We start from the raw sequence: 22,603 nt of genomic DNA, 5'->3' as shown, positions 1-22,603 counted from the left end.
TGTTAGTCTCCCATTTATTGCGCGCCGTAGCGCTGTTTCTTGAATCGTTGCCAGACGACAATGGACGCGACGCCTGCGGCCAGCACAACGGCCATCGCCGCGAATGTGTCACGCACGCCGAGCGCCTCCGAGGCGGTTCCAACGAGCAGATAGCCGAAGGGCATCGTGCCGTTGTAGGCCATCCCGTACATTCCGACGAGCCCGCCCCGTACATCCTCGGGACACTGCCGCTGGATGGTTGCGTTCGTCGATGTCGCTGCGAAAGTGAGGCTGAAGCCCAACGCATAAAACGCCGGTATCGACGCCGCCGCGGTCGTGGTGCTGGCCAATACAGCAAGAGCGGCGACGGCGGCCCACGGCGCCCACGCGATGAACCGGCCGGATGCCCGTGGCCCAAGCGCCGACGATAGAAGTATTGCCGCACTCAACGAGCCCGCGCCGGCGCATCCGAAGAACACCCCCGTGAATCGCGCGGCATCGTGAAAGCCGTGATCCGCGAGCAGAGGCACCAGCGTCTGATAGCTGCCCGCGAACAATCCGATACACGCGAGAATCGGCAGATAGCGCGCGGAGAACGCATCGGACAGGACATATCCGACCGCGTCCCGCAGGCTGCTGTCCGAGCGGGACGGCCTCTCGTCCGAGGCGGTCCGTATCGAGTGCACGCATGTCGCCATGAAGCAGAGCGCGAGCGCGTAAATCACGAATGACGTCCGCGGCCCGAGCGTCGGATAGACAAACCCGGCGATGGTCGGGCCCACCATTCGGCCCACGTTGTAGACCATCGTGTTCATCGCGACCGCGTTCGACGTCAGGCTCGCATCTTCCAGACTGGTCAGGAGCAGAACCTGTCGCGCCGGCGTCTCGATCGCACTTGAAACGCCGATGGCAAGCGCATGGGCGAGTATCAGGTTCACGCTCAACACACCCAGTAGCGACAGCGTGAAGAGACTGCCGGTCAGCAACAGCGATGTCATCAGCACGCACAGCGTCGCGCGTTTTGCATTGGCGGAACGGATGCGCGAGCCCGCAATCGGCGCCACGATCAACTGGGGGCCGTAGAGCAGGAAGTTGAGCAGCGCAAGAATCGCTGCCGAGCCCGACAGATGATAGATGAGCAGATTCAGCGTCACGTTCTGCGTCCAGCTTCCCAGAACTGACGCAACCTGGCCGCCCAGATAGCGCCGCAGCGACGCCTCCGCCAGTGCGGGAAAGAGCTGGCTAAGGATGCCTCGTGGCGGGCTTGCCGTCGTCACGAGAGCGCCTTCCCGCGTGTTTCCGGCGCGAAGTACACCACGATTGCGGCAGCCACGAAAGCGACAATGGTGGTCGACAGTCCGAGCACGAATCCGCCCGACGTCGATGCCAGTGCGCCAATGATCAAGGGTGCGATAAATCCGCCGAGCCGTCCGCCGTTGTAGGCGAGGCCCATCAAAAAGCCGCGCGACGCGGTGTTGCCGATGATCTCCGCGAGGAACGGCCCCGATCCTGCGAAGATTCCGTTGACGCTGAAGCCGGTCAAGAATATCGCGACCATCAGCACCAATGGGTTCGCCGACGCGATATACACACCGACCGCGCACGCGCCGACGAGGAGGTAAGCCATAAACATCGGCCGACGTCCGAGGCGGTCAACCCATGCGGAGAACAGCAGGAATCCCGTGATGGCGCCGAACTGAAGCGAGAAGACGAACTTGAGACTATGCACAAAATCGAGGTGCTTCACCGCGATCAGAAACGTGGGCGTCCAAGTAAAAACGCCCCAATAAAGGTACTGCAGAAAAAAAATAAACGTGAAGGCGGTCAGGAGACCTCGTACGTTGAGCTTCTCGCTGCCCTTCGCATGCAGGTTCGCCGGCTGGGATTTCGCGCGCTTATGCTCGAGCCAGATCGGCGACTCAGGCGTCTTGCGCGCGACAAAGAACAGAATGAAAAACGGCAGCGCGCCAATCAGGAAAAGCAGGCGCCAGCCGTTGCCTGCGAGCCCGCCGTTCGTGGCGCTGACAATGCCCGAAATCGTGATTGCGAGGATTGCGCCGATGGGCAAACCCATCTGCATGAGCGCACCGCCCTTTCCGCGCCGGCTCGCGTGCCACGTTTCCGCGATCAGAGCCGCCCCCGCCGTCCACGTTCCGCCCATGCCCAACGCGCCGAAGAAACGGAAGCTCGCAAACCAGTGGTCGTTCGGCGCGAAAGCGAGCAGACCGGAAAACAGCGAGTAGATGCCGATGCACAGCAACGCCGTCCGGACACGTCCGAGCCGGTCCGACACGTAACCGAACAGAATGCCGCCGACAATCTGGCCAGCCGCCGTGATGCTCGTGAAGACGCCGAGTTGCGCCTTGCTCAGACCGAACTGAAGCGCGAGCGTGGGAAGCAGGAGCGAAAGCAGAAAGGAATCGTAGCTCTCGAAGGTCCAGCCCAACCCCGCAAGCGACAGCGAGCGCCACTCCATCGCGGTGATGTTCCTGTAGCCTCGCCCACTGGCGGCGGCATTGGCATCGACCTTCGGCTCGGTCGCCGGAAAACTCGTGCTCGACTTCATGCTGTGTCTCCTTGAATCTGCAGGCGATAGGTCGATGCCGCGGTGTCGCTGAACAGTGACGCCTTTTCATCCGCGGACATGGCGCTCGCCAGTCTCTTGAAGGCGTTCCAGAGGACGCCATAGCTGAACATTCCCTTGTCCACGGGAAAGTTGCTCTCGAACATGCAGCGCGTGACGCCGAAGAGTTCGACGCACGTTTCGAAACAGGGCCTCCAGGCTGCGGCGAGATCTTCCGACGACGGCGGAAGTGCCGCTGCGGCAAACTCGGAGCCGAATACCTTCATCCCCGCGCCGCCCAGCTTCATCCGCGTGTTGGGCAGGCTGGCGAGGCGCTCCAGCGAGCGCCTCCATGACCCGCGAACCTGCGCGCCTTCATTGGCATACGGTCCAACGCCCAGCGGGCCGCCGAAGTGATCGATGACAATCGTGACGTCGGGCGCGTGCATCGCAAGCTCGTATAGCTCATCGAGTTGCGTGTGGTACACCCACGCATCGAGCGTCAGGCCGTGGCGCGCGAGGGTTCGCACTCCCTGGCGGAACGCGTCGCTTCGCATCAGGTCGCGCGGTGGCGCGACCGGACTTGAAACGACATCTGGACTTTCATGCCACGCGAGCGGGTTGCGGATTCCCCGCAACCGTCCGGCTGAAACCTGGACCATGGCGTCGAGCACGGCGTCCAGCTTTTTGCCCAGCGTCAGATCGGCGCCGCCGACGATCGCCTCGCAGCATCTGGCCGGACCATACGCCCCACTCGCGAACATCGCGGCGATGCCGTTGGCGAACTCCACTTCGCCAACGGGCTTCATCGCCTCCGGGCCGTCCTGTCGCAGCATCGAGCGACACTGGACATAGACGGTCGATACGATCCGATGTCCGCCGCCGACGTCCTTGCCGAACTCCTCAGCCAGATAACGTCCTGTCTGACGATCCCAAAGATGATGGTGTGCATCGACGATGGGCAGTTCGGGTTCGAGAACGGGCTCCTCGCGCAACGCGAGCCAGTCTTCCCGGATCGGCAAATGGGGCGCATGGACGATCTGCATGGCTCTTTCCGCTTAGAACTTCTGGCGCATGCCGACGGTGAAACCCGTCTGGTTATAGCCCGGCGCGACCGTGCCGTAACCGTTCACGCCCAGTGCCGACTTATCCTTGTTGTGGGCATAGGCTGCCGTTGCATAAAGGTCGGTCCGCTTCGACAGGAAGTAGTCGGCGCAGAGCACCGCCATCCACGGATCGGCGCCCGTCGAATGGACGTCCTGGTAATAGCCCGTCGCGGTGAGTTGAAAGGCCGGCGTGATCTGATACTGCGCACCGAGCCAGTACATGCTGGCGGTAGTGGCCTGCGAGCCGTTCGCGACGGCAATGGGATTGACCGGCAGGAAAGCATTGGAAGCACGCAGGAAGCGATAACCGGCGAATCCTTTAACCGGCCCGAACACATAGCTTGCAGCAGCCATCGCGCGACGTTCCGTGCTCGTGTTGCTCGCGACCGTGTTGCTGTTGCGTTGCTCGTAAACCGCGGTCGCGGCAAACGGGCCCGTTGCGTAAGTCAGCGCACCGCTGAAGAACCGGCCGGTGAGTTCCGCGCCCGGCACTTCACTGCCGTAGCCCGCGTCGTAACGCGTGCTGTACATGGCCTGCGCCGTCACCGGACCCAATTTGCCGGTGTATTTGATCGAGCTGTCGATGCGCGCAGCGAGCGCGTAGTCGAGCGATAGCGCCGAGTATCGCGACGCCACACCCATCGGATCGAATACGACCGCCTGATCGTAGATCAGTGCGTTTTGCCGGCCAAAAGTCAATTGCTGCCCTCGTGCGGAAAGGCCCACCCACGCCTGCCGCCCAAACAGCCGGGAGGTCGTGGACGCGTTGCTGCCCAGGCCCTTCGTGGACTGCGCCATGGTGCCGTCGTTCAGATTGAAACCGCTTTCGACCTGAAACAGCGCTTTCAGACCGCCGCCCAGATCCTCGACGCCCTTCAGGCCCCAGCGCGAGCCCGAAAGATTACCGGACACCATGCGCGTTTGAGCGCCGCCCGACGCGGTGTTGTTGATGTGCTCGACGCCGATATCGGCGATGCCATACAGCGTGACGCTGCTCTGTGCATTCGCCGTCTCCGAAATCAGCGCGAGGCTTGCGGCCGCGATCGCCCCAAGCATGAAAATCGCATTCGAGTTGGTTTTATTGCGGACTTTCCTTGACAACATGTAGTCTCCAAACAGTGAGTTATGGGTTGGGGTGAACTCAGTGGCAGTTAGCGGCCGGACGTTGCTTCGCCCGCGTCGGCGCCGGGGTCGCCCAGCCATGCGATCGTCAATGCGCCTAGAAGCATGACGGCCGACACGGCGAGCAGCGGCGCAGTGAAGCCGCCGGACATCTGCTTGAGCGCGCCGATCATCGACGGGCCCACGAAGCCGCCGAGATTGCCGATCGAAACGATCAGCGCGAGGCCGCCCGCAGCGGCGCGTCCGGTGAGGAAGCCGGAGGGAATGGCCCAATAGGTCGCCTGAAACGCGAGAATGCCGCTCACGGTGACGCAAAGCGCCATCAGCTTGAAAAGCGGGACGTCGATGAACGCGCTGATACAGAGCGCCAAGGCCGCGATCGCCAAAGCACCGGCAACATACGGAATGCAGTTGCGCGAGCGGCTCGCGAGGCGCGCCCACAAGAGCATGACCACGGCCCCGATCGCATAGGGAATCGCGGTCAGCCAGCCGACCACGGCGTGCTCCACACCGAACTGCTTGATGATTTGCGGCATCCAGAGTCCGACGCCAAGCGAGCCGACAATGCCGCAAAAGTTGATGAACGCCAGCACGAACACACGCCAGTTGGTCAGCGCGTCGCGCAGATTCCTGCCGTGCTTCGCGCCGATGTCGCCCTGTTCGAGTTCGAGGCGTCGCGCGAGTGTCGCCTTCTCTTCGGCGGTCAGCCAGCGCGCTTTTTCCGGGCGGTCGGCGAGAGAGAACAGACACACGATACCGAGCAGAACGGCAGGCAAGCCTTCGATGAGCAGCAGCCACTGCCAGCTGCGCAGACCATGCAGACCGCCGAGTTGCAGCAGCGCGCCGGAGATCGGCGAGCCGATCATGTTCGCGACGGGAATGCCGACGAGGAACGCGGCCGTCACCTTCGCCCGCCATTTGCCGGGAAACCAGTGTGTGAAATAGAGGTAGATGCCGGGAGTAAAGCCGGCCTCCGCGAGTCCGAGAAGAAAGCGCGCGGCCGCAAAGCTCTTTGGGCCCACCACGAACGCGGTCGCCATCGACAACAGGCCCCACGTGATCATGATGCGCGCGATCCAGATGCGCGCGCCCACCTTCTGCATGATGAGATTGCTCGGGATTTCAAAAAGGAAATACCCGATGAAGAAGAGACCCGCGCCCACGCCGAACTGCGAGGCTGTCAGTCCGAGGTCCCTGTTCATGGTCAGCGCGGCAAAGCCGACGTTGGTTCTGTCGAGATAGCTGACGACATAACACAGGAAGATAAACGGCAAGATCCGCCGGAACGCCTTGGCCAGCGTTCGCTCGCTGGCTGCATACTCTTCGCCGGCGAGGCGTGGGCGGGACTGCGCCTGATTCTCGCTTGCAGCGAGCGGGGTGTTTGCCGTTGGCGAAATATTCATGCTTGCTCCTCCATCGCACTTCGTCTGGCGCGATGTGTTGGTATAAGTGCCGCAGCCGCTGAGCCGACCAGCCTGCTCAGCGGCCGGAGGGATTCAATTCGCTTGCTTTGCCTGATGAGGCAGCGAGCCCGCAATGGCCATCTCGACTTTCAGGACCGTTCCGTTCGTCGACTCCGTCATGAAGAGCGTCTTCATGTCCCGTCCGCCGAAGCAGATATTGGTGACCGAGGTGCCTTCCGGTCCCATCAGAATTTCCACGGGCTCGGCGCGGCGATTCAGCACCCATACGCGGCCGAGACCCGGATTCGCCACGAAAATGCGGCCGTCTACATCGACCGTCAGCCCGTCAGGACCGCTCGGTCCGTACGAGGTAAAGAACTGCCCGACCTTGCTCACCGAACCGTCTGCCTGCAACGGCACGCGCCACACGCAATTTCCACGCGTCATCCCGACAAACAGCACGTTCTCGTCGGGCGACAGTACGAGGCCGTTCGGGCTCGGGCAGTTGCCGAGCAGCATGTCGAGCTTGCCATCGACGGAAAGCCGGTACACGCGCCCCGTGGGATCGTGCAGGCCCGTCTGCCCCTGGTCGGTGAAATAGAGGTTCCCGCGAGAATCGAACGTGAGGTCGTTCACGCCCCGGAAGCGCTCGGAGTTGCGGCGCTCGAGATACGGCCTGACTTCGCCGCGCTCGATGTCGAGCAACATCAGGCCATTACGGTAATCGGTGATGAGCAGATGGGACTCGTCAAAGCGTTTCATCCCATTCGGCTCGCCGTCGTACTGCGCGACAAGATCCCACTCGCCCGACTGCGAGATGCGGAAGATGCGTCCGTGCGGGATGTCGGTCACGAACAGATAGCCGTCCGGGTCCCAGACAGGTCCTTCGAGGAACGAATCCGTCGGCAAGCCGCCGCGATTCGCGCGCGCCCAATCGGTCTGGACATCGGGCTTGCGAAATTTTTCCGGCATGCGCGTGAAGACTTCGGCTGTGCGCATTTCGGGCGAGATGAGATAGAACATGCTGGACCTTCTTGCAGACTTCAGACTGCGTTGCGGGCGTTTTCTTCGAGCACGGCCAGCACATTGCCGGCGGCGCCCTTGCCCATGTTCACGTAAGCGGCGTCGCTCACGCCGCCGATATGCGGCGACAGGATCACATTCGGGATCTGCTGGAATGGATGCGGCGTCGCCATCGGCTCGACGCCGAAACTGTCGAGACCCGCCGAGCGGAGCTGGCCGCTCGCGAGCGCCCCGGCCAGCGCTTCTTCGTCGATGAGTCCGCCACGCGCCGTGTTGACGAGAATCGCGCCGCGCTTCAAGCGTGCGAGCGTATCGCGGTTCAGCATCTGGCGGTTCTCAGCCGTCAAAGGACAATGCAGCGAGACGATGTCGGATTCGCCATACAGCTCGTCGAGCGACACGAGCTTCACGCCCGCGGGCGCTTCCTTCGCGTATGGATCAAAGGCGACGACGTTCATGCCGAAACTGACGCCGATCGCGGCCACGCGCCGGCCGATCGCGCCGAGTCCGACCAGACCGAGCGTGCGGCCCTCAAGCTCGATGGACTTGTGCGTGGATTTGTCCCAATGGCCTTCGCGCATGCGCGCGTCGAGTTGCGGGACCGACTTGGCGCACGCGAGAATCAAGGCCCACGCATGCTCCGCCACCGCTGCGGCGTTCGCGCCGACAGCCGCCCGCACGGCGATGCCGCGCTCGGCCGCGGCCGCCTGATCGATCACGTCGATGCCGCTGCCGTGCTTCGAAATCACCTGGAGATTTTCGGCCGCATCCATCATCCGGGCATTGACCTTGCCATACCGAACGATGATGGCCACCGGCTTGTGTGCGGCACATAGCGCGACGACGTCGTCTTCGGTGGGCTGCTTGCCCGCGAAGATGACGTCGAACTGCGTCAGCATGTCGAGCGCTTGCGGCGCGAGATCGGCGGCCGTCACGAGAACGGCGTGTTTGTGCGAACCGGTCTGCATCACAGCGCCTCGCCTTCGGCCAGCATGCCTACTGCGCGCAGTTCCTTCTCGACCCAGCCCGGCCGTACATCGCCCTTGTGGATCGCCGCGATGCGCGCCGTCTCGCCGTCCAGCTTCTTCTGCGCGAGATCGACGATATGCGCGACGTCCTTGCGCGGAATCACGACGACGCCGTCCGCGTCGCCGACCACGAGGTCGCCGGGATTGACCGCCGTGCCGCCAATCGAGATCGGCGCATTGACGAGTCCCGCGACGCTTTTGGTCGGGCCGCACGGGTTGAGGCCGGCCGAGAAGATCGGATAGTCGCCGTTGGCCAGTTCGTGGGCGTCGCGCACGGCCCCGTCGATGATGATGCCCGCGATGCCGCTCGCTTTGGCCTGAGTCGCCATGATCTCGCCGAGCAAGGCGCACGAGATGTCGCCCTTGCCGTCGACAACGATCACGTCGCCCGGCTTCGCGATGGCGAGTGCGGCGTGGATGGCGAGGTTGTCGCCCGGGCGAACTTCGACGGTAATGGCCGGGCCCGCGACTTTCATCTTCGGCGACAACGGCTGCACGCGACCATGCACGGTCCCGCGCCGGCCTGCGACGTCGGCGAGGATGGCTGCCTGATAACAGGCGGCCGCCGCGACCAGTTCGGGCGACACGCGTTCGATGTTGCGATTGATGGGGGAAGTACCTGCAGACGTCGTGCTCATGAATTTCACCTCGGCTCTAATGTTTTACTGTGTACAACTGTGGTGTACAGCGTGAAAACACTATAGCGACGCTACGCTGGCGATGACACTAGCGTTAACCCTTTTACACAGTAAACCATCGTTTTACTGTGTACAATCCCCCTATCCACGATGGGAGTTCAAGATGGGAAACGACGGAGTAGTCGCTGTAGAGAAAGCGCTTTCGCTGCTGGATTGCTTCAGGCCGGGCGCCGAATCGCAGTCGCTCGCGATGCTCGCCCAGGCGTCCGGAATGCACAAGACCACGGTCTATCGGCTCATGAACTCACTGGAGCGAATGGGTTATGTCGTGCGCTCGCAGGGTGGCGCTTATTCGCTCGGGCATCGCGTGCTGTATCTGGGCAAGCTGTACGAGCAGTCATTTCATCTGTCGTCGGTGGTCGAGCCCGCACTGCACGCGCTGGCTACGCTGACGAAGGAAAGCGCATCGTACTACGTTCACGACAACGGTCAGCGGCTCTGCCTTTTCCGTGCCGAACCGTCAGAAGGCCTGCGGGAGACGCGGCTCGCCGGAACTTCCTTTCCACTCGACGACACAGCCATCGGACAGGTCATCCGTTTCTGGGGACTGGGCGAACCGATCTATGACAAACCGCCCGCGCTGCCGCTCTTCACTGCGGGCGCGCGCGATGTTCACACCGCGGCGTTCGCGATACCCATCTTCGGCGCGGGCGACAAGTTCATGGCGGCGCTCACGCTGTCGGGCCCCGCGTCGCGCCTCAGTCCGGCACACGTGACGGGTGAACTCAATCGTGTGCAACTGGACGCGGCTGCCGACCTTTCGCGAAAGCTGGGCGCGAGCGCGGCGTTCTGCGAGAAATTCTACGGCGCGTGACCTGGATGAGAGCGCGCGGAACTGGCGGAGACCGATGCCTTCGGGATTCGCCAGGCCGTGACATGGTTGCGCGCGCCACGCTCTCCGCTCTCTGCCTGGCGGCGTCCGCCCTCCGACGCGAGTCCGACGAATTGGCCGCGATCCGCAGCAACACGCTTCAGCTTCCTGATACGGCGAGGTGCGAATTCGCCGATCTCCGGTTCAGAAGGTCTCCCACGTTTCGTCGGCGGCGACTGCCGGCGCCGCGACCCGGCTTGGGCTTGGGCTTGGGACTGAGAGTGCAGCGCCCGCGCGAGCCGGCGCGCGATCCGTTGGTGTGATTGCGCGAAGCTTGGCCGCCGCCACCGCCGCCGACTTTTTCGGCTCCCCACGTGCGTTGCCCTGCGGCCGAATAGCGGCTGGCATCGAGGAAGCCTGATCGGTCAGCTTGAAGACGGACACCGCTTCCTTGAGGCTCAGCGCCTGGGTTTCGAGCGACTGCGCGGCGGCCGCAGCCTGTTCGACGAGCGCCGCGTTCTGCTGGGTCACTTCGTCCATCTGCGAAACCGCCTGATGGACCTGATCGATTCCCCGGCTCTGCTCGTCCGACGCGGCCGCAATCTCGCCGACGATATCCGATACCTGCTTGATGGACTGCTTGAGGTCGCTCATCGTCTCGCCGACTTCCGTCGCCTGCTTCGCACTGTCCTGAATCAGGGACACCGACGACGCGATGAGTTCGTTGATTTCCTTCGCGGCAGCCGCCGACCGCTGCGCAAGACTCCGGACTTCGCTCGCGACGACCGCAAAACCGCGTCCCTGATCGCCGGCGCGCGCGGCTTCGACAGCCGCGTTCAGCGCGAGAATATTCGTCTGGAAAGCAATGCCTTCGATCGTGCCGGTGATCTGCGAGATCTGTTCGGAGCTTTCACTGACTCGGCCGATCGACCGGACCATGTCTTGCACCGCTTCGTTGCCGGAATCGGTTTTTTCCGTCGCGCGGATGGCGAGCGAGTTGGCTTGCCGCGCATTGTCGCTGTTCTGCCTCACCGTCTGCGTCAATTGCGTCATGCTGGATGCGGTTTCTTCGAGCGACGCTGCCTGTTCTTCCGTGCGTGCCGATAGATCGGCGTTGCCGCTCGCGATCTCGCGCGACGTCGTGACGAGGTGGTCCGACCCGACCCGAACTGAGCCGACAATGCGAGCGAGATTCGCGTTCATGCCCTTCAACGCGCTCATCACCTGCCCCGGTTCGTCGTGCGCCTGTGCGTCGATGACGCAGGTCAGATCGCCCGCACCGACCGCCTCGGACACGCGGACCGCATCGCGCAGCGGCTTGACGATCGAGCGCGTGACAAGCCACGCGAATCCCGATCCCGCCAGCAACGCGAACACGCCGGAGGCGAAAAGCCACACCAGGCTGCTCTCATAGACACTCGTGACGCGACTGTCCGCCTGCTGCATCTGCGATTCCGTATAGCTCACGAAATCCGCCAGCGCGCTTAGATAGACACCTTGTAGTTTGTAGTCGGGTCCATACAGTGCCTGCGTCGCTTCGGGCTTCTTGCCTTGCATCGCCAACTCGATCACCGCGTCCGTGTAGCGGCCATAATCGGCCCGCGCGGCAACCAGTTTGCCAAGGCGCGTCCGTGCTTCGTCACTGTCGGCCAGCGTCTTCAATCGATCCAGCAGATCCGCGGTGCTGCTGGAGTTCTTGTCGAACACAGCCTTGTCGGCCGCGATCTCGTTCTGTTCGGTCTTCAGGATGAGGTTGCGAACGAGGCGCGCGTTGTCCTCGACGAGAAACGCGGCGCGATTCGCGGCGGCGGCTTGCGGATAAACGTGACTGATCGCCCGATCCGAGCTTTCACGCTCGGCTTTCAATCCGGCGAAACCGGTCGCGATCGCGATGGCGGTGAAGATGAGAACGGCCCCGAATCCGACGGCGAGGCGCGGACCAATCCTGAGTGCGGACAAATTCATGTGTTATGAGGACCCGATTAGAGATGATCGATTCGACCTGAATCGGAAGCCGCGCAAAGAATTCACGCCTTGCGTGGGCAAGTTCATCTTCATCTCTGTGAGGGACGGTTGATGGGCCAGTGCTTCACGCAGACGCATTGGCCAGATCCCCGGGCAGGTCGCCTTACATTCAGGTATACGGCACGGCCGGGCGGCGCTAAAGGGTTGCGCCGATAATTTCGCGTGGGCCGGTGCCGTGGTCGCGGGTCACGCGAGGCGCAAACGCCGCACGCCGGCCGCCGGCCGCCGCGCCTGACACCCGTAACAGGCGTAATACGCGTAACACCCGTAATACGCGCGGATGGCGTGCCACGCCGGCCTTGAATTCGGCGATGCCCTATGCGGCGATCACCTTGCCGGGATTCAGAAGATTGTACGGATCGAGTGCGAGCTTGATCGCCTTCATGGCGGCGAGTTCGGCGGGCGAACGCGACAGCGGGAGCACCTTCAGCTTCTCCTCGCCGATGCCGTGTTCGGCCGACACGGACCCGCTCATCTCCGCGGTCAGTTCATAAACGACCCGCTGAACTTCGCCGATGGTCTCTGCCGTCCAGCCCGGCTCCTGCACCACCACGTGCAGGTTGCCGTCGCCGAGATGGCCATAGACGAGAATGGTCGCCTGCGGCCAGCGCGCGCGCAGCCGCTCGTCGCAACGCTGGGCCGCCTCACCCGCTTGCGCGACCGCGAAGCTGATGTCGAACGAGATGCGTCCAGGGATCAGGCGGGGATATTCGCCGGGTGCGTCGCGAATCGCCCAGAATGCCGCCGCGTCAGACTCCGACTGCGCGATCGCGGCATCGGCGATCACGCCTGCCTCCAGCATGTCGGCGAGAAATTCCTCGAAAGCGGCCGCCTGGCGCTCAGGGTCGGCGCCGCAACTCTCCAGCAGCACGTAATAAGCGTGATCGCCTGCAAGCGGCACGCGCAGTTCGGGCATGCGCGCCCGGATGAAGTTGCAGTAGCTCGGCCACATCACCTCGAACGCGGACACGCCAGCCGGCAGGCGCTCCTGCGCGCGGCCGAGCAGCGTGGTGACCGCCTCGTAGCCGGGCATGCCGCACCACGCGGTCGATACCGCGCGCGGTTTGGCCCGCAGGCGCAACACCGCGCGGGTGATGACCGCCAAGGTGCCCTCGCTGCCCGCCAGCAGGTTGCGCAGATCGTAGCCGGTGTTGTTCTTGATCATCTTGCGCTCGCCGCCGATAACGCTGCCGTCCGCGAGCACCGCTTCGACGTCGAGCACCTGATCGCGCATCATGCCGTAGCGGATCACGCGGTTACCGCCCGCATTCGTCGAGATATTGCCGCCGATCGTGCAACTGCCGCGCGCGCCGAGATCGAGTGCGAACATGAAGCCGGCCTGGTCGGCTGCTTCCTGCACGACCTGCAACGGCGTGCCGGCGAGCACGGTCATCGTCGCGCTGACGGGATCGATCTCGACCACGCCGTTCATGCGCTCCAGACTCAGCGCTATCTCATCGTTCAGCACGCAGGCGCCGCCCGCGTGTCCGGTCATCCCGCCTTGGGTGACGACCGGCTGCCGGTGTTGATGACAGATCCGCAGCGCGGTGGCGACCTCGTCGGTCGTGCGCGGCCGGACGAGCGCCACGGGTTGAACCGCGGGCGTGCCGCTCCAGTCGGCGACCTGGCGGCTGCCGAACTCGGGCGGCGCGCTCACGACATCCGCGCCAAGCGCCTCGCGCAGCGCGGCAATCGCCGCATCGCTGCGCGTCGTTCCAGCATGGTTTCGCTGCATCGAACTTCTCCTTATGACACGGCGGACACAGGACCGCGCGCTGTCTGTGCCGGCGGACGCGATAGCGGGACGCCCTGTCCCAACCAGCGCAGATAGCTGCGATCCAGCGCGGAAATATCGCTACAGCCGAGCAGACCCAGTGTCCGGTCGACTTCGGTTTTCAGAATCTGAATGGCGCGCTCGGCGCCCGGCTGGCCGCCGGCGCTCAGACCGTAGGTCGTCGCGCGGCCGAGCAGTACGGCGTCGGCGCCAAGGGCCACGGCCTTCAGGATGTCCGAACCACGGCGGAATCCGCCGTCGAGCATCACGCTGAGTTTGCCGCCGGCTTCGTCGACGACTTCCGGCAGCACATCCATTGCGGACACCGCGCCGTCGAGCTGGCGGCCGCCGTGGTTCGACAGCACGATGCCGTCGACGCCCACCTCGGCTGCACGCAGCGCATCCGCCGCGCCGAGCACACCCTTGACGATCAGCTTGTGCGGCCACAGGTCGCGCAGCCAGCGAATATCGTCCCACGACAGCGACGGGTCCAACTGCTGTCCCAACGTAATCGTGGCGCCCTTCACGCTGTTTTGCCCTGGCGGCAGCAGATCGCCCAGGTTGGCGAAGCGCGGCATCCCGCCCGGCCACAGCACGTTGGCCATCCAGCCGGGATGGCGCAGCACGTCGAACTTGTTGCGCCAGTCGAGCGTCAACGGTTTGATGTAGTTGCGCAGATCCCATTCGCGCTTGCCGAACACGGCGCTGTCCGTGGTGACGACCAGCGCTTCGATGCCGGCCGCCCTCGCGCGCTGCGCGAGTTTGGCGAGAAATTCGCGCGTGCGGTACATGTAGACCTGCATCCATACGCGGCCGCCCGCTCGGCGCACGACGTCCTCCAGCGCGATGGTCGACACGTTGCTGAGCACGAACGGAATGCCGGCCGCTGCCGCGGCGCTGGCCAGCTTGACATCGCCCTCGCGAAACATCAGTCCGCTGTAGCCGGTCGGGCCGATCATGAACGGCGACGCGATGCGCTCGCCCAGCAACATCCTGCTCTGGTTGCGCTGCTCGACATTCACCAGCGTGCGCGGCAGAAAAGCGATTTCGCTGAAGACGTCACGATTGCGGCGCAGCGTCGTCTCGTCTTCGGAGCCGCCTTCAATGTACTCAAAACAGAAATTCGGCAGACGCCTGCGCGCCATCGCGCGCAGATCGTCGACACTGTGCGCGCGGTTCACGTCGCGGCCTGAATAAAGGCGGCGTTTCAATTCAACTCTCCTGGCTGATCTATTCGTCTATCCGGTGTGCATGCTGCCATGCGCCGGCTTCGATCCGCGAACGCCACGCGCGTTCAGGCTCGCCGCAAGCCGGCGCCGTGTCCTGCCTCAGGTCACCACGCCGACCTGCCAGGGCACGAATTCGCTCTGTCCATAACCGTGCAGTTCGCTCTTCGAGCGCGTGCCGGATGCGCAATCGAGCATCATCTGGAAAATCGCTTCGCCGAGTTGATCGATGCTGGCCGTGCCGTCGACGACGCCTCCGCAATTCAGGTCGATGTCGTCTGCCTGGCGCTCCCACAACGCGGTGTTGGTCGCGAGCTTGAGCGACGGCGACGGCGAGCAGCCGTAAGCGGAGCCGCGCCCGGTCGTGAAGCAGATCAGATTGGCGCCTGAAGCGACCTGCCCGGTTGCCGACACCGGGTCATAGCCCGGCGAGTCCATGAACACGAAACCTTTTGCATGGACAGGCTGCGCGTATTCGTAGACTTCCACCAGATTCGTCGTGCCGCCCTTCGCCACTGCGCCGAGCGACTTTTCGAGGATGGTCGTCAAGCCGCCCGCCTTGTTGCCCGCCGATGGGTTGTTATCGAGCGCGCCGCCGTTGCGCGCGCAATAGTCCTGCCACCAGGCGATCCGCGCGAGCAGCTTGTCGCCAACCGCCTGGCTTGCCGCGCGGCGCGTCAGCAGATGCTCGGCGCCGTAGATTTCGGGTGTCTCCGACAGGATCGCGGTGCCGCCATGCTGCACGAGCCGGTCCACCGCCGCACCCAGCGCGGGATTCGCGGAAATGCCCGAATAGCCGTCCGACCCGCCGCACTGCAAGCCCAGGCACAGATGCGACGCCGGCACCGGCACGCGCTCCACGCGGTTCGCCTCGGCCAGCATCTCCTGCACCATGGCGATGCCGCGCTCGATCGTCTTGCGCGTGCCGCCGCTGTCCTGGATCGTGAAGCTGCGCAGCTTCGCCTTGCTGTTCTCAAGGCCGCCTGCTTCGAGGACGCCGTCGATCTGGTTCGTCTCGCAGCCGAGCCCCACGAAGAGCACCGACGCGAAATTCGGATGCACCGCATAGCCGGCCAGCGTGCGGCGCAAAATCGCCATGCCCTCGCCTTGCATGTCGATCCCGCAGCCAAGCCCGTGCGTCAATGCGACGACGCCGTCCACGTTCGGAAAGCCGGCGAGGGCATCGGGACGCACGTCCCGCCTGAAGTGATCGGCGATGGCCCGCGCGACGGTGGCCGAGCAGTTCACACTAGTCAGGATACCGATGTAATTGCGCGTCGCAACCCGTCCGTCGTCGCGAATAATCCCCATGAAATGAGCGGGTTCGTCCACGTAGGCGGTGGGATGCGCATCGACACCGAATGCATGTTCGCGCGCGAACTCGGACATCCCGAGATTGTGAACGTGAACATGCTGGCCACGTGCGATCGCTTCGCGCGCCACGCCGATGATCTGGTTGTAGCGCTTGACCGGTTCGCCCTTCGCGATGTCGCGCGTCGCCACTTTATGCCCAGGCGGAATCAAACCCTTGACGACGAGTTGTTCCGCGTCGATGCGCGTGCCCGGCATGAGCTGCCGGGTGGCGATGATGACATCGTCGCCGGGATGCAGGCGGATCACCACGGGCGCGACGCTAGCTTGAGTCAACATGAAAAGGCCTCGAAAACAGGAAGATTGGGATACGTCAGACCGTGGAGCCCGCGCCCTTGGGCACGCTGTCGCTTTCGGATGCGAGCGTCAGCGGCTCGATGCGGCCCACGAGCACAAGATAGCTGAACGCGCCGAGAAAGCAGAATCCGCCTGCCACGACGAGCGGAATCGTGAACGAACCCTTGCTGAGCGACACCATCACGCCGGTGAACGTTGTAATCACGATGCCGGCGAGGTTCGACGCAAAGTTCTGAATGCCGCCGATCGACGCGACATGGCGCGGCGTCGGCGCGACGTCGCCGGGCAGCGACCAGATGCTTGCGGCGGCGAACGCGAGGCTGCCGTACGCGATGCCGAAGAACGCGAGCATCAGATACACATTCGACGTGAACGCCGAGAACGTAATCACCGACGACAACAGCATCCCGCCGACCATACAAGTCTTGCGCGCCGCCGTCAGACTCCAGCCGCGCCGGAACAGCGCGTCTGACACGTAGCCGCCGAGCCAGCCGCCTGGAATCGCGATCAGCGCCGGAATCATGCCGAGCGTGCCGAGCGATTTCAGCGAGAAGCCGCGCGTCTGCACGAGATAGCTGGGGAACCACGTAATGAAGAAATAGATCACGAAGTTCAGGCAGAAGAAGCCGAGCATCATGCCCCACAGCGTGCGGTGGCGAAACAGCGACGCCCACGTGACTTTGCTGTGCTCATTGTCGACACTCGCGACGGGCGCGGTGTCTTGCGCGCCGCTCATGTCGGCGTGCGCGGGGCTGCGGTAGATCACGAGCCAGCCGACGATCCACACCGCGCCGAGCAGGCCGGTCAGGATGAACGCCGCTTTCCAGCCGAGCGTGCTGATGATCAGCGCGACAACCGGAATCGACAATGCCGAGCCGACGCGCGAGCCGCTGTCGAAGATGCTCGTCGCGATTGCGCGCTCCTGGGGCCGGAACCATTGGCTCACGAGCTTCGCGCACGACGGATACGCGCCCGCCTCGCCGACGCCCAGCAGCAGGCGGCAGCCGAACATCCCCGCGACGCTGCTCGTCAGCGCGGTGGCGGCGGTAAACACCGACCACCAGCCCACTGCAATCGGCAACGCGATACGCGCGCCGACGCGATCGACGAACCAGCCGAACGGCATCTGCATGAACGCGTAGGTCCAGAAGAAGCCGCTCAGGATGAAGCCCATCTCGGCCGGTCCAATGCCGAGCGCTTTTTCTATTTGCGGCGCGGCGACCGCGAGATTCGCGCGGTCGATGTAATTGACGGCGATCGCCAGAAAGCACAGCAGGATCACCACCCAACGCATTTTTCTCATGAAATGTCTCCTCCAATACGGGCATCTATCGTGTTTAACTGCTCGTCCGCCACGATGCCTGTCAGGCGGACTCTGTTGCGACGCGCCTTGTCAGGGCGCGGCGACGGCTATGCTCTTTCTCTTCGGTTCCACGCAGCGGTCCCATGCAGCGGTCCCATGCAGCGGAGTGGTTGTTATTGCTGTTCGGCCGGGCCCATCTCGCGATCCTCGCGGTCACGGGCTGGTGGCTATTCCAGGTGTTTCATTCCAGGTGTTCACACGAAGCGAGCGCGGCGCTCAGGCGCGGCTGCTCGATGCGCAAGCCGAGTTCGCGCGCCAGCTCGATCACCGGCCCGAAACGCCGCTGCTTCTTCTGCTCGTGATTGCGCGCGATGTCGGCAAGACGATGATCGAGAAACGGGTTTTCGAAGCGCTCGCGCACGTCGTTCAGATAGGCGCGAGCATCATCGCCGTGACCGAGCGCGTCGAAGACCGGCAGCACCTCGTCGCGCCACAGCGATTCGAGATCGGCGCGCAGCAGCGGATCGCGCATCGCGTGAAGCACGTTTTCGTTCGCATCGCGCGAGTCGGCCTGCCAGCGCTCGGCGAGCCACGTGTGGCCGAGGTTGAGCAACAGCAGCTTCAGACGCTCGTAGTGCGGCAGGTCGTCGGTGACGATCATCGCTTCGTGTTCGCACGGCAGCACCATCCCAGGACATCGCTCGATTGCCCAGAGTGCATACGGCTCGGCATACGCGCCGATCGGCCGGATCGGCTCGGACACGATGCGGTCCACCAGCGAATTCACCCAGATGCACGTCTCTTCGATATAGCCGACGAACATGGAACCGGTTCCCCATTCGCGCGCAATAGTCGCGACGAGGGTGCGCAACGTCTCTCCGTTGCGCGACACGAGTTCGCACGGCAACAGCGTCAGCGGCGCGGCACCTGCGTTAAAGCGCGCATGGAGGAGAACCACGAGTTTCGCCGCGAAGCCGCGCGGCACGCGCGCGCCGTCGTGCAGCAACTCGGCGGTGTCTTCGGCGAAACACTCGTAGCCTCGGTCGCCCGTGTTCGAGATCACGACGCGCGCATCGCGTGCAAAGCGCTCGACGACCACCGGCCAGTCCGTATTCGCATTCAGCGCCTCGCTGATCGCGTGACATGGCGTTGTCGTGTCGATCACTTCGTCGCGGCGCACGCCGCGAATGCGCACGTCGTAATGCGCGCGCTCGCGCAGCGCATCGATGCGCGCGAGGCTCTCGGGATTGGCCGTGGTCTGCACGACTGTCACCTGCCCCAGCGCGCGGCCCGCGTCGAGCGCTTCCGAAATGAAAAGATCCGCGTGCGCCTGCAAAAACCGGCTCGTGCCGAATTGAAGAATGGGGTTGCCCATTGTCGTTGGCTCCTCGCTCAGCACGCGACCAGCGCCTTGATGACGCCGGCGTTCGGATCGAGAAGTCGCGGGAATTCGGCCGGCAGATTGCCGAGTTCGAGCACGTGCGTATTCAATGCGGACGTCGGAATCTTCCCCGCGCGCATCGCGTCGAGCACCGTTTCGAAGTCGGCAACCGTGGCGTTGCGACTGGCGAGCAGCGTCGTTTCGCGCTTGTGGAATTCCGGATCGGCAAACGAAATCCGGTCGTTGACGATGGAGATCAGCACATACTTGCCGCCATGCGCGACGAACTGCAGGCCGCGCTCCATCGCCTTGATGTTGCCGGTTGCGTCGAACACCACGTCGAAGAATTCGTTGCCGGTGAGCGCGGCGAGCTGCGCGGCATCCGTTGCGGCGTCGGTGGTGTCGAGCAGCACCGTGTGATCCGCCTGCAACGCGCCGGCGCACACCGAAAGCCGGTCGGCGCGGCCATCGAGCACGCTGACCTCGGCGCCGCGCAGCTTCGCGAAGATCACCGCGGCCATGCCGATCGGACCGGCGCCGACAATCAGCACGCGCTGCGCGGGCTGCACGTCGGCGCGTCTGACCGCGTGGGCGCCGATGGCGAGGAATTCGATCATCGCGGCCTCGTCGAGCGTGACGCCCGCGGCGCTGAAGACGAAGGCCTGCGGCACCGCCAGATATTCGGCCATGCCGCCGTCGGTATGCACGCCGAGCACGCGGATGTTCACGCAGCAGTTGCCCTTGCCCGCGCGGCACGCGACGCAGCGCCCACACGACAGGTAAGGCATCACGTACACCTGGTCGCCCGCCTTCACGCGTGCGCTTGCCGGCGCCGACTCGACGATGCCGGCCAGCTCGTGCCCCATCACGCGCGGGTACGCGAGGTAGGGCTGAGTGCCCGTGAAGATGTGGAGATCGGTGCCGCACACGCCGATCCGCTTGATGCGGATCAACACGTCGTCAGGACCGGCGCTCGGGATGGCGCGCTCGGCAAGGGCCAACTGGCCGGGTTGTTCGCAAATGACAGTCTTCATCGAGTATTGGATCGGATACGGGGACGGGCTGGTCAGATATGCATCGCGCGAAATCTGGCCTTACCAGATTGGCAAAATTAAAGTGGCATCGTATATTGGTCAAGCCAATTTTGATGAACCTCGGGAAACTCCCCAGATGTGCATGACTGCTGTTTGCCGGCCGGACGCTTCAAATTACAATCGGCGCTCGCCCCATTGGGCTTGCCGACACTCCATCGTCAGGACATGTTCGTGACAGTCAAACCTGCCGACCCTCGCCGCCTCTACCTGCAGATCGCGGAAAAGTTGCGCGAGCTGATCGCACAGCCGGATTTCGCGCCGACTGGCCGCTTGCCGCCTGAGCGCGCGCTCGCCGAGACGCTTGGCGTCTCGCGCCCGTCGGTGCGCGAGGCGCTGGTCGCGCTCGAACTGGAGGGGCTCGTCGAAATCCGCATGGGCTCCGGCGTGTATGTGTGCGCGACGCCGCATGGTCAAAGCGAGGTTGCGCTGTCGCAGGCCGAACTGGGCGACAGCCTGCTCGACATCATGGGCGCGCGCTGCGTGATCGAGGGCTCGATCGCCGCGAGCGTGGCGCCCTTTTGCAAAGCGAAGGACCTGAAGATCTTGCGCGACATCTACAACGAGATGCAGCGCGAAGTCGAAGCGGGACGAATTCCCGTTGCCGCCGACCGCGCATTCCATGTCGCGATTGCGCAGATGTCTGGCAACGAGGTGCTCGTGCGCACCGTGAGTTCGCTTTTCGATGCCAGGCATAGTCCGCTGTCGGAGAAGCTGCGCGGGCATTTCGAAAACGAGAGCACGTGGGGCGCCGTTCCCGACGAACATCGCGTGATCCTCGAAGCACTGGAAGCTCACGACGCGATCCAGGCACAGGCGACCATGCAGCGTCACCTGAAAATGTCGCTGGAGCGGGTGCTCACCGGCGGACAGCGGACCACGTAGCGGCTGTGTGGCGCGGCAAGCGCGCTCACCGGCAGTGAAGCAATCAGGTTTCGGTTTGCTCCGCCCTCTCAAGCGCGTGGTTGATCTCCATTCGAAGGCGGCGCGCGGCGCTTCTGGTCTGACGCGGATTGACGCCAGGCGTGGCATCGGGCGTGAGTGCCTTGTTTTTTGCGCTAGCGTCAGGCGGCGGATGGCGTCCGAGCGGATGCACTGGAGACATCGCCGCCGGAGATCCGCCAGCAAGCGCTACAACTGCTTACAAGTCTGGCTGTCGGGACGTCCACCGGATTGCGGGCTGCGGCGTTTTTGCTGACACACGTCAACGGAGCGCGACATGAACACAAACCCGACTTCCGATTTGCCGCAGCGCAATCGCATTCATCCTCTGGTGGCCGGTGCGGCGGTGGCCGTTATCCTGGCCAGCGCGACAGGTATCGCTGCGATGACCGGCGTGCTTCCGACGTCCCGCGCGACAACCGCGCCTTCGACCCAGCCTTCGACCCAGGCTTCGACCCAGGCTTCGACCCAGCCTGTACCGGTCGTGGCGCGGAGCGCCAGCGCGTCGCTTGCTCCGGCGCAACCCGATGTTCAGCGACACGTCACGCGGGAAGATGCGCCCCTGCGGCCTCCTGTGCATCATCATCGGAGCAGTCCGGTCGAGCAGGCTCCCACGTATTCCAACAACGACGCGTATCGTAACGTCGCGCAACCCGCGCCACGTCCGGCCGCGGTCGACCCGAGCACGGGCGAAGTCGTCGCCATCAATACAAGTCAGGAACCCGAGCCGACAACGGGTCTCGGCGCTGTAGGCGGAGCCGTGGCTGGCGGCTTGCTGGGAAATCAGGTTGCAGGCGGACGCGGTCGTGTTCTCGCAACGATTGCGGGAGCGGTTGGCGGAGGATTGGCGGGCAACGGCATCGAGCACGCAGTACGCAAGGCGACGAGCTATCAGGTACAGGTCAGAATGCAGGATGGCAGCTACCGGAATTTCACCTACTCCACGCAGCCGACAGTGCAGATAGGCGAGCGTGTTCATGTCTCCGGCGACTCGCTTGTGGCGTCGTAAGCCTGGCTTGTCGGCTGCCGGATGCTGCGATCACGCCGCTGATCGCAGCATCCGATTCCACGAGTATTGGCCGCTGCTGCACGGAGGACCGATACTTCCATGTCGCAGCAAGGATGCTAATCAGTTAGCTTAGCTTAGGTTCTAACGAACTGTCTCTTCTAAAGTGTCTGCCATACGATTTCGCCGAGGTTCGCAAGCAATTTCGTGTTGCAATCACCACCTCATATAACGCAGTCCTTCCGCGTGAAAGTTCTCTCTCGCTCACCACGTGCTGAGACTTCGACTCGCCCCTTTCTTTCCCCTTGCCCTGAATTTGATCGCCGTTCGACCCGGCGGCAGCGATTCAGCCTCGCTTGCCCGGCAAGCGGCCAATGTTGCGTGGCAACGACTATCTTTCGTCGCGCTAACGTAATTTGCTGTAACATTACAGCTCTATACTTAAGCATCAAAA

General features: G+C 63.7%; 18 protein-coding genes. 3 read left to right on the top strand and 15 right to left on the bottom strand.

Annotation, left to right across the window (positions count from 1 at the left end; genetic code table 11):
• Positions 1-14 precede the first annotated feature (14 nt).
• From VOM14_RS27170 to VOM14_RS27135, 8 genes are all read right to left on the bottom strand, one after another.
• Positions 15-1,256, bottom strand: a complete 1,242-nt coding sequence (locus VOM14_RS27170) for an MFS transporter (protein WP_327631825.1) — start codon at positions 1,254-1,256, stop codon at positions 15-17.
• The gene (locus VOM14_RS27165) at positions 1,253-2,545 is read right to left on the bottom strand and encodes an MFS transporter (RefSeq protein WP_327631824.1); all 1,293 of its coding nucleotides are present in this window, start codon (positions 2,543-2,545) and stop codon (positions 1,253-1,255) included. Before VOM14_RS27165 ends, VOM14_RS27170 begins: the two co-directional genes overlap by 4 nt.
• Entirely contained in the window at positions 2,542-3,588 is a 1,047-nt protein-coding gene (locus VOM14_RS27160) for an amidohydrolase family protein (protein WP_327631823.1), read from the bottom strand. The genes VOM14_RS27165 and VOM14_RS27160 overlap by 4 nt, the downstream gene beginning before the upstream one ends.
• A 12-nt stretch (positions 3,589-3,600) precedes the next feature.
• Entirely contained in the window at positions 3,601-4,752 is a 1,152-nt protein-coding gene (locus VOM14_RS27155; RefSeq protein ID WP_327631822.1) for a porin, read from the bottom strand.
• A 47-nt stretch (positions 4,753-4,799) separates the two neighbouring features.
• Positions 4,800-6,173: an MFS transporter gene (locus tag VOM14_RS27150; RefSeq protein WP_327631821.1), complete on the bottom strand. Its 1,374-nt coding sequence runs from the start codon at positions 6,171-6,173 to the stop codon at positions 4,800-4,802.
• Between the two features lie 93 nt (positions 6,174-6,266).
• On the bottom strand, positions 6,267-7,196 hold the full coding sequence (locus VOM14_RS27145; protein WP_327631820.1) for an SMP-30/gluconolactonase/LRE family protein: 930 nt from the start codon (positions 7,194-7,196) through the stop codon (positions 6,267-6,269).
• Between the two features lie 20 nt (positions 7,197-7,216).
• Positions 7,217-8,164, bottom strand: coding sequence for a hydroxyacid dehydrogenase (locus VOM14_RS27140; protein WP_327631819.1), 948 nt, complete (start codon positions 8,162-8,164; stop codon positions 7,217-7,219).
• Positions 8,164-8,862 (bottom strand): RraA family protein, encoded by a 699-nt coding sequence (locus VOM14_RS27135; protein ID WP_327631818.1) that lies wholly within the window; start codon positions 8,860-8,862, stop codon positions 8,164-8,166. Before VOM14_RS27135 ends, VOM14_RS27140 begins: the two co-directional genes overlap by 1 nt.
• Before the next feature lie 163 nt (positions 8,863-9,025).
• On the opposite strand from VOM14_RS27135, the gene VOM14_RS27130 reads away from it, so the two are divergent.
• Positions 9,026-9,736, top strand: a complete 711-nt coding sequence (locus tag VOM14_RS27130) for an IclR family transcriptional regulator (protein ID WP_327631817.1) — start codon at positions 9,026-9,028, stop codon at positions 9,734-9,736.
• Positions 9,737-9,937: 201 nt separating this feature from the next.
• Here the strand turns inward: VOM14_RS27130 and VOM14_RS27125 are convergent, their stop codons facing one another.
• The 7 genes from VOM14_RS27125 to VOM14_RS27095 all read right to left on the bottom strand — a co-directional run bounded on the left by VOM14_RS27125 (position 9,938) and on the right by VOM14_RS27095 (position 20,144).
• Entirely contained in the window at positions 9,938-11,698 is a 1,761-nt protein-coding gene (locus tag VOM14_RS27125) for a methyl-accepting chemotaxis protein (protein WP_327631816.1), read from the bottom strand.
• A gap of 376 nt (positions 11,699-12,074) precedes the next feature.
• Positions 12,075-13,493 (bottom strand): FAD-binding oxidoreductase, encoded by a 1,419-nt coding sequence (locus VOM14_RS27120; protein ID WP_327631815.1) that lies wholly within the window; start codon positions 13,491-13,493, stop codon positions 12,075-12,077.
• 11 nt (positions 13,494-13,504) lie between these two features.
• On the bottom strand, positions 13,505-14,743 hold the full coding sequence (locus VOM14_RS27115) for an alpha-hydroxy acid oxidase (RefSeq protein ID WP_327631814.1): 1,239 nt from the start codon (positions 14,741-14,743) through the stop codon (positions 13,505-13,507).
• A gap of 117 nt (positions 14,744-14,860) precedes the next feature.
• Positions 14,861-16,408 (bottom strand): UxaA family hydrolase, encoded by a 1,548-nt coding sequence (locus VOM14_RS27110; protein WP_327631813.1) that lies wholly within the window; start codon positions 16,406-16,408, stop codon positions 14,861-14,863.
• A 34-nt stretch (positions 16,409-16,442) separates the two neighbouring features.
• A complete protein-coding gene (locus VOM14_RS27105; RefSeq protein WP_327631812.1) occupies positions 16,443-17,729 on the bottom strand; it encodes an MFS transporter in 1,287 nt (428 codons plus the stop codon).
• A 241-nt stretch (positions 17,730-17,970) separates the two neighbouring features.
• Positions 17,971-19,104, bottom strand: a complete 1,134-nt coding sequence (locus tag VOM14_RS27100; protein ID WP_327631811.1) for a mannitol dehydrogenase family protein — start codon at positions 19,102-19,104, stop codon at positions 17,971-17,973.
• A 17-nt stretch (positions 19,105-19,121) separates the two neighbouring features.
• Complete coding sequence (locus VOM14_RS27095; RefSeq protein WP_327631810.1) at positions 19,122-20,144, bottom strand: zinc-binding alcohol dehydrogenase family protein; 1,023 nt, start codon at positions 20,142-20,144, stop codon at positions 19,122-19,124.
• A 231-nt stretch (positions 20,145-20,375) separates the two neighbouring features.
• Here VOM14_RS27095 and VOM14_RS27090 point away from each other — a divergent pair, with 231 nt between their 5' ends.
• Positions 20,376-21,086, top strand: coding sequence for a FadR/GntR family transcriptional regulator (locus tag VOM14_RS27090; RefSeq protein ID WP_327631809.1), 711 nt, complete (start codon positions 20,376-20,378; stop codon positions 21,084-21,086).
• A gap of 334 nt (positions 21,087-21,420) precedes the next feature.
• Entirely contained in the window at positions 21,421-22,152 is a 732-nt protein-coding gene (locus VOM14_RS27085) for a glycine zipper 2TM domain-containing protein (protein WP_327631808.1), read from the top strand.
• Positions 22,153-22,603 lie beyond the last annotated feature (451 nt).

The sequence above is a fragment of the Paraburkholderia sp. MPAMCS5 genome (genome assembly GCF_036016995.1).
GTDB lineage: Bacteria > Pseudomonadota > Gammaproteobacteria > Burkholderiales > Burkholderiaceae > Paraburkholderia.
Note: the sequence above shows the minus strand (reverse complement) of the source record. Positions and strands in the feature narration are given on the sequence as shown.